Below are 13,923 nucleotides of genomic sequence, written 5' to 3' on the forward strand. Positions count from 1 at the left end.
ATTACCAGTGAAGAAGGACGTTGATAATATGACAAAAACAGCCCCACCTGTGAAGAAGAACCAAACAATAGAATTAACATTTGAAGATATTACCCACGAAGGTGCCGGAGTGGGAAAAGTAGATGGGTATCCACTTTTTGTTCCTTACGGATTACCTGGTGAAACGGCTGAAGTGAAAGTAATAAAAGTTAAAAAAAACTTCGGATTCGGTCGTTTAGTAGAAATAACAAAAGAAAGTGAAGATCGTGTCAAACCACCATGTAATGTGTATTATAAATGCGGTGGATGTCAACTGCAGCATATGAGTTATGAGATGCAGCTTGAAATGAAACGAAGTCAAGTACAAAGCGCATTAAAAAAGATTGGTCACATTGAAGATATCCCAATTCACCCAACAATTGGAATGGAAGACCCGTGGCGCTATCGTAATAAAGTGCAAATTCCGGTAGGATCGAAAAATGGTGAATTAATTACCGGTTTTTATCGAAAAAGAAGCCATGAAATCATTGATGATATGGCACGCTGCATTATTACAGATGAAGTGAATGACCGCATGGTGGAGGCAGTGCGTGAAATTGCCAATCGCTTAGGAATCCCTGCTTATGATGAGGAAAACCATCGTGGTATCTTGCGTCATATTATGGTGAGGTCCGGGCAGGAAACTCAACAAACGATGATCGTATTAGTTACTAGAAAAGAGAAAGTGGATGGCTTAGATACATTAATCAAGGAAATAACGGAAACGAATCCACACATTAAATCGGTCGTTCAAAATATAAATCCTGATCGTACTAACGTTATTCTCGGTAAGAAAACAAAAGTACTATGGGGGGAGGAATATATTTACGATCAAATTGGTGATATTAAATTTGCCATTTCTGCCAAATCATTTTACCAAGTAAACCCACCACAAACGAAAAAATTATATGACAAAGCGTTGGAATATGCCAACCTGTCAGGAAATGAAACGGTTATCGATGCCTACTGTGGCATTGGAACCATTTCGCTATTTCTCGCACAAAAGGCAAAAAAGGTATATGGTGTCGAAATTGTACCGGAAGCAGTAAGTGATGCCAAAGAAAATGCAAAGCTAAATCATATTGACAATGCAGAATTTTTCGTAGGAGAAGCAGAGAAAGTAATGCCATGGTGGCGAGCACAAGGTCTTGAGCCAGACGTGATTGTTGTTGATCCACCAAGAAAAGGCTGTGACGAGGCATTATTGGAAGCAATGCTACAAATGAAGCCAAAACGTATTGTTTATGTATCTTGTAATCCGTCAACATTAGCAAGAGACCTACGGATCTTAGAGGATGGAGGATATGAGACAAAAGAGGTACAGCCAGTTGATATGTTTCCGCAGACGACGCATATTGAAGCAGTCGTAAGACTAGAATTGAATTTGTCTAACTAAAACATAAACTTCTCAGTAAAAATAAACATTCCCGATTCAGACCCAGTTTTCGTGAAAATAAATATTTCCGAATTCCGGGTCTTTTTTATGCCAACCCCTTGCCTTTACTCGGTTTTCTCTTCTTTCCATTACTCAACATTCTCGGAGAACTTTATTTTAAAACAGAAAAATAGTTGAAAAAACGTCCATTTTTGATCCGAAAATACTTCAAAAAGGGGGTTCCGTAGCAAAACTTTATTTTAACTCGAACGGTGGAATGCGGGTTGGAGGGGTGGGATTTAGCAGGAGTTTGTTTTGGTTTCACAGTAAGACTAAAATATGGATTTATTAAATTATTTCCCAGTATACTGCAATTATTATTCGCTCAACGCAGGCAAACTATTAACAGTTTTAACACAGAGTCGAGTTATTGATATGTTATGGTTAAAAGTAGGAGAATTATTCTAAATACAAGGTATTTGAAAAGTTGCACTGTATTCCCAAGTATGTTAGTGTTTGAATGAAAATTAAAATATTCATTCAGTGGGTGATGATAATTTGAAGAACATAAAGAAAGAAATATTTGATTGTGGCAAGGAGATATTCCTATCTAAAGGATTTAAAGGTACCAATATCTCAGAAATTACAAAAATGGCAGGGATAGGGATTGGAACTTTTTATAGTTACTATTCCTCAAAAGAACAACTCTTCTTAGATGTTTATATCACGGAAAACACAAAAGTGAAAAAAAAGATTGTAGAATCACTTGATATAAATAAAGAGCCAATCGAGTTGGTTAAGGAGTTTATGGCACGGAGCTTTGATGCCATGCGCTCGAATATGGTACTTAAGGAATGGTATAACAGGGATGTCTTCCGCAGACTTGAAAAGTATTTCGTTGAAAGTGAACATAAGGATGAAGAATCGATACGGAGCTTTTTCGTAGGGCTGTTAAAACAATGGAAAGTAGATGGAAGAATAAGAAGTGATATCGATGATGATCTCTTAGCTGCCCTTTTTGACTCTTTAGCATATATTGATTCCCATAAGGAAGATATCGGGATTCAATATTTTCCTGAGCTTATTCAGTACCATGTAGAGTTTATTATGAAAGGTTTAACTGGTAGCAGTAAATAGAGATAGGCTTCCTTTTGTTTCTTTCAAATGACAGTGACAAGGTATGAACAAAGTATTATTTTCATTGTCTCGGTTATCTGAAACGTAATGACGTATAGCGTGAGAGGATCCATCACGGGTCCCAATGAACTTGGTGGAACGAGAGATTTTAGAGAATCTGTTTGATTACACGGAAAAGTCATAGAAATACTATATCTTTAACAACAAATGAATGAATAAATTTTTATTCATTTGAGTATGAGCGGCGTAAAATGAGAGGTAGTGTCTATTTTAAAGTCAATCGATCTAGGAGGTGATCGAAATACGCTAAAAATGCTGTTATAAATAATTTTTAGTTAGTAGAATCAATGTTCTGGGTTTGTGTTCATTTTATTTCTATGGAGATTCATTCATAGGGAGCGCGCACAACAGAAATGGTAGGAGGAAGTGAAAAAATGAAAAATGAAAGTTGGATCCCTACATTTGAAACCTATGCAGAAAAAGTGATGAAAGAGTCTCACCTTCCTGGTGTTGCCATCGGGCTAGCAAAAGACGGGCAGGTCTTATATGAAAAGGGGTTTGGTTACCGTGATGTGGAAAATCAGTTACACGTGACGAGTGATACTGTCTTTGCTATTGGATCGATTACGAAATCTTTTACATGTGTTGCCTTAATGCAATTACAGGAGATGGGAAAGCTCTCTTTGCATGACCCGATTAAAAAGTATTTGCCTGATTTTCATCTTAAAAATGAGATATCTGCCGATCAAATGACCATTCATCATTTTATGACACATACAAGCGGTATCCCCGACCTTCAAACGTTTCCAATGGTCATGTATGAAAGTTTATCGGAGGATGATTTCAGGTATGACCCAACGATCCAAGGTAATAAAGAAGAAGTTCAACCGATTCAAACGTATGAAGAATATCTTGAATATCTCGGACAATTAGATTTCAAAATGTTGAGTGAGCCAGGGGAAAAATGGCATTACAGTAATGATTGCTATGGTTTGTTAGGAGCAGTTATCGAACAAGTAAGCGGGCAAAAATATGAAACGTATGTCCATGAACAGATTTTAGAGCCTTCCGGGATGAAATATACCTCCTTTTTTCTGAATGACTTAAATGATAAAGATGTAACTAAAATCTATGTATCTCGTGAAGTGAGGGGGAAAAAAGCAGTCATTCCTTCCCCAAACTGGTGGGACACTCCTGTACAACGAGCCTCTGGTTTCCTGAAATCGAACGTTTCTGATATGCTGAAATACGCAGAACTTTTCCGAACAGGCGGTAAGGTAGGAGCCGAACGAATTTTGACAAATGATAGTATTAAACAGATGACAGAGGTTCATATATGGAGAAATCCACTTATAAATCAAGGTTACGGATACGGCGTTTCTGTCGTTCCCGATTACCATGGAACAAGATTGATTGAACATGCGGGCGGTATTAAAGGAGGGGGAGCGCAAATGTTTATTATTCCTGAAAAAGGTTTAACGGGAATAGTCCTCACGAATATTTTAAGTATGGCACCGACTGCGATCATGAACGGGGTATTTAATTGTATGGAGAATCGGGCGGCAGAGACATCCCACGTTATCGATGAAAACAAGTCGATAGGAAAGAAAAATTTGTCACAGTATGTTGGCAATTATCAATCTGAGTCGATGAATTTGTCTCTAACTATTAAATTAAAAGAGGATCAGCTTCAGGCATATGTGCTTGACTCTCCAATTGGTTTAAAGCCGATTCATAAAGATGCTTTTTTATTAGAAGGAACAATGGATGATATCCAATTTAACAGAAGTGGCCCCGATCGGATCACAGAAATAGATTTCAAAGGGATAAAATTAAGGAAAGAAAAGGAATGAAGCCTGAAAAGAACATCCATATGGTCAAGGTTTTCGTCAATTTGGAAGAATACTAGGCCGGTGAGGTTTCCGTCATATTTTTGCAAAAGAAGGCAAAGCTTGAATAAACAGTATATCTCATCGTGAGACATGATGCTCTGGAATAGAAATCAAAACATGCCATAGAAAGTATGACGACAAAGTAATATCATATCGAAACATGTGGTTACAGTTTCATAGGTAGGCTGGCTTATCCATAGACAAAAATCCACTTGACAAATAATTAAAGCGGAACTATAATAACTTTAAATTGATTAGTTATCGCTAACTAACATAGAGGTGAAAAGACTTTGAATGAGAAATCAGAAAGTACTGCTGATAAAATATTAGAAGCAACTGTACAACTAATGTCTGAGAAAGGCTATAAATCTGTAACGATTAAAGAAATTGCATCTGCTACATCTGTTAGTGAAATGACTGTGTTCCGAATTTTTGGGACGAAAAAAGCAATATTAGAGGCAATCGTTGATAATTATTTATACTCCATGCCTTTGGAACAATCAATCCAGAAAAAAATTACTTTTGACTTAGAAACAGATTTACTAATGATTAGTAAATTGTATCATGAGGTTTTGAAAAAAAATAAGCAAGTTTATTTAATTTCCATTATGGAAAGGAATACAATGCCAGAAATCCATTTTAATGTCCATAAAAATGCCGCAAAGTTTTTGAATGTGGTCATCGAATATTTAAAAACAATGCAACAGAAAGGTAAAGTAGTCAAAGGTGATCCTGAAACTCAAGCATTAACCCTCATGCAATTTAATTATGGAAAATTTGTTGCCAGTGCATTGCTAGAGGATTCTACATCATTATTGCCGCATGATGATTACTTGGAAGATGCAATAATGACTATAGCTAAGGGGTTACGCCCTTAATTTTTTTAAATATAATGTTAGTTATTAATAACTAACGAAGGAGGGTAAATGATGGAACATCTTTGGACTAAATCATTCATTGGGATGACTTTGACTTTATTTTTCCTGTGTTTCGGGTTTTATTTGCTTCTGCCAACATTGCCACTGTATATTAAGCAGCTAGGTGTTAGTGAATCACAAATTGGATTAATTATCGGTATCTTCACATTATCCGCAGTAGTAGCCCGTCCGATTATTGGCGGACTGCTAGATCAGTACGGCAGACGTATTTTCATTATTTTGGGACTGATTACTTTTGCCTTGTCCATGTATCTGTATAGCTGGGTAAGCGGAATTGTACTATTACTTCTGCTTCGAATATTTCATGGTGTCAGTTGGGCTATCTCAACCACTTCCATTGGGACTTCTATTACTGATGTTATTCCTACCAACCGACGCGGTGAAGGGATGGGTTGGTATGGTTTGTCTATGACAGTATCAATGGCGATTGGACCAATGATCGGTGTGTGGATTATACAAGGTAATTCATTCTCGACTTTGTTTCTTCTCGCTACTGCATTAACTGTTATCGCACTGCTGTTTGCACTAATAACCAAGGTCCCTTTTTCACTAAAGGAACATAGTGGTAAAATTGAATTCTTCGATAGGAATGTTACAACGATAAGCATTGCTATTTTCTTTTTATCATTCACGTATGGAGGGATCACGACATTTTTACCACTTTTTGCTGAATCTCTTCAAGTTAATGCAGGTACTTTCTTTTTGGTCTATGCTATTGCATTGACGCTGAGTCGCCCTATTGCTGGAAAGTTGGCGGATCGTTATAGCTATGGATTTGTTATTATTCCTTCTTTAGCCATTACAAGTTTGGCTCTGCTAGTATTAAGTTTATCTAATAGTCTTATCGGGGTTCTTACTACAGCTATTTTATATGGAATTGGCTTTGGTGCAGCACAGCCCACCCTTCAAGCAGCAACTCTTCACCTTGTTCCATCTCATAAAAAAGGAGTCGCTAATGCTTCCTTTTTTACTGCGATTGATTCAGGGATTGGAATTGGAGCGATTTTACTTGGACTCGTAACTCAGTTCATGGGATACCATTTTCTTTTTACAGTTTGTGCTGTTTCAGGATTAATCTCTTTGTTTATATATACGGTTTTTGTAAAGCGAACATTACTATCTAAGGAGGATGATAGAAACTTGGAGGTTTAAATTTAATAAATGTTTTGAACATCATGTTAGTTATTAATAACTACTTATTTGTTGGGAGAATACTTCTCCCATCTAGTGTATGTAATTTTACAATAATCCTAAGGAGGATGGACGATGACAAAAATCAATTTAACTATTGGAATTATTCTAGGAAGCTCACGCCCGGGAAGGGTAAGTCCACAAGTAGGTGAATGGGTAAAAGAAATTGCTGACAAGCGCAATGATGCCAACTATGAGATTGTCGATATCGTAGATTATAACTTACTTTTCTTTGGAGACATCAGTGGTGAAAAACAAGTCTTAGATTGGGCAAAGAAAATTAGTTGTTTAGATGGGTTTGTATTTATTACCGCTGAATACAATCACAGCATTACGGGAGTATTAAAAAATGCCCTTGATTCAGCTCGGGATGAATGGTATGACAAAGCTGCTGGTATTGTAAGCTATGGTTCATCAGGAGGAGTTCGTGCAGCAGAGCATTTACGAGGAATTTTGGCAGAATTGCGTATTGCAGATGTTCGCACCCATCCCGCATTGTCAATATTTACAGATTTTGAAAAATTTAATATTTTTAAACCTGCAAACTTACATGAGAAACATGTTAATGAAATGTTAGATCAAGTAAATTCATGGGCATCCGCTTTAAAGTCAGTTCGCAACTAGAAAATAGGTCAAATAGTCTTCTTTATTCCAAAAACATTCATAATTTATCGAATATTAACTCTAAATACTCTTCTAAAGGGTTAGATATTAAAATAGGAGCTGATTATTTGAGCTTACAGCATATATCTTTACGCACGAATACCACCTAAAAAACCGTTGTTTGTTAGGAGTGTAAAACTATATATAGTTAAAATATCAAACGGCGGTTTTGAAAATAAGAAAATTCAAAGCCGCCGTTTTTCTGAAAATTACGATTTCAGACCCGGTTTTCGTGAAAATAAACATTCCGAATTCCGGGTCTTTTTCATGCCATCCCTTGTCTTGATTGTGTTTTCCCCTGTTTCCCTCACTCAAAATTATCGTAGAACTTTATTTTTAAACATAAGAAAAGTGAAAAAACGGCATAATAAAGGGAATTAAATGGAGTCTTATCGAGGGAGAAATTGTCATAATAGGGGTTCTGTCGGTAATTAACCCCAACGGTGGAATGCGGGTTGGAGGTGGGATTTATATTAAGGAGTTGCGATAAATTTTTTGAATAAATTATAATTTTATTAACAATCTATTGAGGTGATTATATTGATAAGGAAGAAAGAAATGATGGACTTAGGAATGAACTTTGCTCTTAATTGTGAAAAAATTAGACTCTTTACTCTTGAGGGTTCACTAACAAATAAAAATATTCCGAAGGACGAATTTCAAGATTATGATTTCAGTTATTTTGTCACAGATATGGATTATTTCAAAAAAAGTGATGATTGGTTAAATTATTTTGGTGAAAGGATCATTATGCAAAAACCAGAATCAATGGAATTGTATCCTCCAGAACTAGGTAATTGGTACTCGTATTTAATGCTTTTTGAAGACGGCACGAAAATTGACCTTACACTTATTCCCCTTAATGAATATGAAGACTATTTCAAGAATAGCGATGGACTAGTTGAAGTGTTATTGGATAAAGATCACCTTATTCAAAATCCAGTTATTCCGACAGATAGCATGTACCACATTCAAAAACCAAGCGAACAATCATTTGATGACTGTTGTAATGAGTTTTGGATGACATCTACATATGTTGTAAAAGGTCTTGCAAGAAGGGAAATTCTCTTTGCTATTGATATCATGAATAATGCATTTCGTCCAAGTTTGCACACCATGTTACGTTGGAAAGTTGGAATGGAAACAGGTTTTTCTTTAAGCATAGGAAAATCTGATAAGTTCTTAAAAGAATATATTTCTGACGACATGTGGAATAACGTTTTATCTACTTATGATATGGGCTCCTATCAAAAAATGTGGGGAGCACTTAATAATAGTATTAAATTATTTAGAGAAACGTCCCAATTTCTTGCAGAAACATTTGGTTATGAATATCCTAATTATGATAAAAAAGTGAGCATGTATATAGAAAGTATACATAAAAAATATACCCAATTTTAATTGGTGCACTTGCCCTGGTATGTCAATTTGGTGCCTAATATATGCTTACGAGGATTACCATTTTCAAGAAGCGTAAGTTAGTAACAATTATATCAGCACATCTAATCAACCTTTAAATGGCTTTCTCCATAAAAGTTTGCTTTGTTTTGCCAGCTTTAAGCACTACGGATATATACACAATTTTTTCATGGCGTATTCGCTGGAAACCCATCAGATACCAATTTGCCGATTGTTCATGATTGTGCACCCTTATTGCTACATGGTCAATATGATTATCCTGCATTATGATTCCTGCTTTTTTAATATCTTACTACGGTCTTTTGCTCCAAGGGTGTAGTGTGCCAATCACAGCCTTCCTTTTGTTATGATATATAGCTGAAATGACACCGTTAGAAATCTCTTTATGAGTTAGCCAGCGTGATGTGGAACCTTCTATTTTAAATCCAAGCTGCACCTCACAGTACAGGCAATTTTTGGGGACAGTGATTTCTTTCGAAATGGCTGAAAGGTCACGGCTACTCCCTTTAATATGAACAAGTCGCCATGGACTCTTTTGATGCTGGAGTTCTCCAAGAATGATAGGGATAGCATCTGGGGCGACACTATGAATCCATGAAACAACAAGATCAATGGGACCGTATGCCTGAATAGTTCGTCGTAAAAATTCTCTTAAAGCCTCACTATCTTTATAATCTAATGTAATAAGCTGTAAATTGCTGTTGGCATGTTTTGGGCGCAAACGTTCTAACCTTTGTTTGTTTCTCCCGACTACAGATGTATGTTCTGCATTTTCAATAAGCCATTTTGTTGCTCCGGCAAGCATTCCAGTTCCTCCAAATATGATGACATGTTTCATGGAATTTCCTCCTTTTTCTTTCTTGTTTTCACCATGATGGCTTAACAAATTGACCCGCTCCTTTGGTTGCTGAAAACATAACTCTAAAGAAGATGTTCAAGAAGTGCAGCTACCGTAAAAGTTTTTATGTGTTACTCCAAGCGAACGTTTTATTTAACAAGACTTTGTTATTGTCAAGATGTATCTTTTCCCTACTAATCCCTCCTATCTGGTGCAATTCCTTTAATTAGCATCTCCGTCCATTCTTCTGTGTAATTCCCTATTTTTTCATATATCTTTGGATTTGAAACCCCTTCTACAATGACCTGAAAATACAACATCAAAAATTCATCAGAATATTTTAAATCGACCTTTCCCTCTTTACGCCCTCGATGGAATAAATCTAACATCATCATAAAATTTTGTTTGGTATAATGCTGCATCATACGAGAAAATCCATCCTCACTCTTTTCAGTAAAATAATCCATCATTTTTAGATAAAATGACTTATTGATTTGATTTAAAAACCTAATTTTATTTTGACTTAATGCAATAAGGGTTTCCTCAAAAGATTTATTTTCATCCATAATTTCTTTCGCTGTTTCTATCATTTGATTTATAGAGTGTTCGAAAACTTTCTGGATAAGATTCTCTTTGCTACCAAAATACTTAAAGAGAGTGGTTTTTGCAACATTTGCATGTTTGACGATATCCTCCACAGTTATGTTCCCATTATTAGCATCTCTATTCATCAGTTCAAAAGTTGCTTCTAAAATTTTCTTTTTCTTTTCTTCTGTTCGTTTTTCAAAACCATTCAATTTTATCACCTGCATTTTCTATATCATAAAAAAATACTTTTCTGATAATGGTGTTTTCACTTGTATTATATACTTATTTTATGCACTTTCAAATAAAAATAGTATTTTTTATTGATTATATACTATAAAAAATAATATTATTGGACTAATAAGTTAAATATAGTTTTATATTCGATTTAAAATGTAGCTTGTGAAAATAATGTGAACCAAACGTGTGTCAATAGTTCTATTTGTGTTTTAACTTTTTTCTTTAACTGAATAGCACGTTATAAATTTTATTAAAGTAGGAGTGTGAGTCTTATGCCAGATATGGTGAAATGATAAGGCTTGAAAAGAAGCTTAGTAAGTTTTAAACGATAAGTGATGTGAGGTTCACCGTAGAAGCTAGAGAAGTTGTAGACTTTATCGGACTAAAGGTAACCTTTTGATAAAAAAAACAAAGGGTTTTAATTCTGTTACAAACAACGAGGAGGAAAAGATATGTTTGCTTATAAGACCAATGTTCAGAATGATTATGTTACAACTGAAGGTGACACGCTTTACTTCGAGGTACGTGGGCAAGGAGACCCTTTACTAATGATTTCACCTGGCGGTGGTGATGGCGATCATTTTATGCAACTTGCAGACATTCTTAGTGATGAATTCAAGGTCATCACGTATGACCGACGCGCAAATGCAAGAAGCACTAGAAACTATCCCCAAAATTTTGAGATTAGCCAACAGAGTCGTGACGCTGTGGCTATACTGAGAGCAGCAGGAGAAACATCCGCCTATGTCCTTGGAAGCAGCAGTGGTGCAAACATTGCACTGGACATGGCAAAAACACAGCCACATGCTTGTCGAGCTGTTATCCCTCATGAACCACCTATCCCAGGCATCCTTGTGGAATCAAAAAAATGGAAGCGTTTTTTTGCAAGTATCTATAAAACAGGATGCGGAATAGGAGGTCCCAACCTCGCAGCATTACGATTTATTATGGGAATCGGGGAGCCTGTAAAGAAGTTGAGCAAGGCACATAAACAGGCAGACGAATATGCTAAAGGTCAACGTATAGAACCAGATCGACCTCGCATCAGTAATGCCGATGCTGTTAACGTTTTAATCAAAAATGAACTTCTTCCAGTAACGAATTATCTGCCAGACACCGATAGAATTAAGGAAAACGGCGTGAGTATGTTTATCGGAGTGGGTAACTGGGCTTTTAATAAGAAAACATGGTTGGCAAAAGCAGCGTGGATCTTAGCAGACAGGTTAGATTGTGAAATTGTAATATTCCCTGGTCATCATGGCTCATTCATGGATATGCCTAAGGAGTGGTCTTCCGTCTTAAGAGATGTGTTGCAGAGAGCACAAAAAGAGAATTCGCAGAAAGTACCGAGATAATAAAGTAAAAGCCTGCTTAATCAGATTTTCCATTGTAGAATCAATTATCGGTACCATTACGAGTTTTGGTACAGAGAAAATTTTATCAGTTTATTGGAGAAAAAATCTTTATAATTAGGATGAAGGTTAATTAAATTTCCATATTAGGTCATTTCATTGTTTCATGTTCACCGTAAGAAAAAGGAGGAAGATAATGAGAATTTTAATCATTGGCGGGACAAAATTCATTGGTCCTCATGTTGTACGTTTATTATTGGAAGAAGAACACGAGTTAACCTTATTTCATAGAGGGAAAACAAGCATGAATTTATCAGGGAGTATTCAGCATATATATGGTGATAGAGATGAATTAGATCGACATAGCAATATTCTTCAAAAAATAAAAGCCGATGTTGTTTTAGATATGATTCCTTATTCAGAGAAAGACGCGCAAACAGTAATGAAAGTATTCTCAGGGTTTGCTGGACGTGTGATTGCCATTAGCAGTGCAGATGTCTATAGAGCGTATGAAATCCTCCACCGTATAAAAGATGGACCCGTTCAAGAAATTCCTTTAAAGGAAATTGACGAATTAAGAAGCACGTTCTATCCTTATCGCGGGAAAATAGAAGAAGATTTTGCCTACGATTATGAAAAAATACTAGTGGAAAAAACAGTTCTTAATGATATTAATCTTCCCGGAACTGTTTTGAGATTACCAATGGTTTATGGTCCGAATGACCCGCAAAGGAGAATGTTTGAATACATTCAGAAAATGAAAGATGAGCGACCTTATATTTTATTAGATGAACAACTGGCTCATTGGAAGACTTCCATGGGATATGTAGAAAATGTCGCTTCTGCCATTGCCATGACTGTGTTAAAAAAAGATACCGCTTCCCATGTATTAAATATTGGAGAAAAGGAACCTTTATCTATGCTTGAACGGGTTAAAGAAATCGGGAAAGCTATGAATTGGAAGGGGCAAGTGATTACAATTCCTAAAGGGTATTTACAAAATGAAATACCTTTTGACACCCAGCAAGATCTTGTTTTGGACACAACTAAAATACGTGAGCAATTTAATTATAAGGAAGCAATTTCGCGGGATGAAGAAGTAAAAAGAACAATTCAATGGGAACTGAACAACCTGCCAATTAAGTCTCCATTTGATTACAGTCAAGAAGATAAGCTTATTCAGGCATTGAACTTAGGAAATGGTATAGGATTATAGAAATCATCTATGACCTTATTGGTTATTCCTAAAGAGCTTAATGGTTCGGAATAGTCTATGTCTTAGAACTGCTTTGCCATATGTAGTGGTGAATTAGTTCTTTGACATTGGACAGTTTTGTGAGAGTATTTTACTCGGAAACGGTGTTGACTAACTCTATGGCAAATTTCTTTTGCGTTTTGGGAACGGTATTCATCCATTCAAGGAGTGCTGGACGGATAAAGCTCTCAGTTAGATTTTGCGTATCGCACTTCCATAATCAAATAGTTGTTCAACTTTGGCTGGATTCAACAACGGGTTCAGTCATTTTTTTGGCCAATAAACGATTACGGATGAAAAACTTAAGCTTTTCTTAAGAAAAATATTAATCTCTTCTTATGTTTTTGTGTGTATATTGAAAATAAAGTATACATGATTTCTTGATAACAGAAGAGGAGAATGATTATGACTGAAACAAAGGTATATATTCTTTTAACAGATACAGGTTCATTATTTACAAAGCTGATAAAGCGATATACAAAAAAGCCATATAATCATGCTTCCTTATCCTTCGACTCTGAATTATCAGAGGTATATAGTTTTGGAAGAAAAAAGATCGGAAATCCATTTAATGCGGGATTTGTAAAAGAGGATGTGAAGGAAGGGTTATTTAAACAAGCAGATAGCGCAATTTACTCCCTTACAGTAACAAATGTTCAAATGGAAAAGATGAGCAGCTATATTAAGGAAATCGAAGCACAGAAGGAATGTTATCGTTATAATTTCTTAGGATTATTCGGTTTTTTATTGGATAAGCCAATTATAAGAGAAAGAGCATTTTTCTGTTCCCAGTTTGTTGCTACAGTACTGAAGAAATGTAATGTTATTCACTTTGAAAAGCCGGTATCACTGATAGCGCCAAATGATTTACAGGAGGTTTCTGAATTGCAGCTGGTATATGAGGGAAAACTAAAGGTTTATCATAATAATGATGTAGAATCGTACGTTGCTGATCAATTCATTCCAGTTGAAATGTGATACACCTTTCTTTAGTCTTACAATATATTATACGAAAAAAGG

General features: G+C 35.8%; 13 protein-coding genes. 10 read left to right on the forward strand and 3 right to left on the reverse strand.

Annotated features, from left to right (window positions below; translation table 11 throughout):
- Positions 1–28: 28 nt before the first annotated feature.
- The 7 genes from rlmD to ant(6) all read left to right on the forward strand — a co-directional run bounded on the left by rlmD (position 29) and on the right by ant(6) (position 8,615).
- Complete coding sequence (gene rlmD / locus ACTNEP_RS11690; protein WP_441162193.1) at positions 29–1,414, forward strand: 23S rRNA (uracil(1939)-C(5))-methyltransferase RlmD; 1,386 nt, start codon at positions 29–31, stop codon at positions 1,412–1,414.
- 537 nt (positions 1,415–1,951) lie between these two features.
- On the forward strand, positions 1,952–2,530 hold the full coding sequence (locus ACTNEP_RS11695) for a TetR/AcrR family transcriptional regulator (protein WP_441162194.1): 579 nt from the start codon (positions 1,952–1,954) through the stop codon (positions 2,528–2,530).
- 434 nt (positions 2,531–2,964) lie between these two features.
- Positions 2,965–4,383 carry a serine hydrolase domain-containing protein gene (locus ACTNEP_RS11700; protein ID WP_441162195.1) on the forward strand — a complete coding sequence of 473 codons (1,419 nt, stop codon included), beginning with the start codon at positions 2,965–2,967 and terminating at the stop codon, positions 4,381–4,383.
- Between the two features lie 329 nt (positions 4,384–4,712).
- The gene (locus ACTNEP_RS11705) at positions 4,713–5,300 is read left to right on the forward strand and encodes a TetR/AcrR family transcriptional regulator (RefSeq protein ID WP_441162196.1); all 588 of its coding nucleotides are present in this window, start codon (positions 4,713–4,715) and stop codon (positions 5,298–5,300) included.
- Between the two features lie 51 nt (positions 5,301–5,351).
- Positions 5,352–6,512, forward strand: a complete 1,161-nt coding sequence (locus tag ACTNEP_RS11710; RefSeq protein WP_441162197.1) for an MFS transporter — start codon at positions 5,352–5,354, stop codon at positions 6,510–6,512.
- A gap of 114 nt (positions 6,513–6,626) precedes the next feature.
- A complete protein-coding gene (locus tag ACTNEP_RS11715; RefSeq protein ID WP_441162198.1) occupies positions 6,627–7,175 on the forward strand; it encodes an NADPH-dependent FMN reductase in 549 nt (182 codons plus the stop codon).
- 579 nt (positions 7,176–7,754) lie between these two features.
- Entirely contained in the window at positions 7,755–8,615 is an 861-nt protein-coding gene (gene ant(6) / locus ACTNEP_RS11720; protein ID WP_441162199.1) for an aminoglycoside 6-adenylyltransferase, read from the forward strand.
- A gap of 112 nt (positions 8,616–8,727) precedes the next feature.
- On the opposite strand, the gene ACTNEP_RS11725 is transcribed toward ant(6), so the two are convergent.
- The 3 genes from ACTNEP_RS11725 to ACTNEP_RS11735 all read right to left on the reverse strand — a co-directional run bounded on the left by ACTNEP_RS11725 (position 8,728) and on the right by ACTNEP_RS11735 (position 10,268).
- Positions 8,728–8,898 carry a hypothetical protein gene (locus tag ACTNEP_RS11725; RefSeq protein WP_441162200.1) on the reverse strand — a complete coding sequence of 57 codons (171 nt, stop codon included), beginning with the start codon at positions 8,896–8,898 and terminating at the stop codon, positions 8,728–8,730.
- A 27-nt stretch (positions 8,899–8,925) separates the two neighbouring features.
- On the reverse strand, positions 8,926–9,471 hold the full coding sequence (locus tag ACTNEP_RS11730) for a short-chain dehydrogenase (protein ID WP_441162201.1): 546 nt from the start codon (positions 9,469–9,471) through the stop codon (positions 8,926–8,928).
- Positions 9,472–9,665: 194 nt separating this feature from the next.
- A complete protein-coding gene (locus tag ACTNEP_RS11735) occupies positions 9,666–10,268 on the reverse strand; it encodes a TetR/AcrR family transcriptional regulator (RefSeq protein ID WP_441162202.1) in 603 nt (200 codons plus the stop codon).
- Between the two features lie 576 nt (positions 10,269–10,844).
- Here ACTNEP_RS11735 and ACTNEP_RS11740 point away from each other — a divergent pair.
- The 3 genes from ACTNEP_RS11740 (at position 10,845) to ACTNEP_RS11750 (ending at position 13,881) form a co-directional block, all read left to right on the forward strand.
- On the forward strand, positions 10,845–11,651 hold the full coding sequence (locus ACTNEP_RS11740; RefSeq protein WP_441162203.1) for an alpha/beta fold hydrolase: 807 nt from the start codon (positions 10,845–10,847) through the stop codon (positions 11,649–11,651).
- A gap of 193 nt (positions 11,652–11,844) precedes the next feature.
- Complete coding sequence (locus ACTNEP_RS11745; protein ID WP_441162204.1) at positions 11,845–12,864, forward strand: NAD-dependent epimerase/dehydratase family protein; 1,020 nt, start codon at positions 11,845–11,847, stop codon at positions 12,862–12,864.
- A 444-nt stretch (positions 12,865–13,308) separates the two neighbouring features.
- Positions 13,309–13,881, forward strand: coding sequence for a hypothetical protein (locus ACTNEP_RS11750; RefSeq protein ID WP_441162205.1), 573 nt, complete (start codon positions 13,309–13,311; stop codon positions 13,879–13,881).
- Positions 13,882–13,923: the final 42 nt, after the last annotated feature.

It is taken from the genome of Gracilibacillus sp. HCP3S3_G5_2 (assembly GCF_052063305.1).
GTDB lineage: Bacteria > Bacillota > Bacilli > Bacillales > Amphibacillaceae > Gracilibacillus.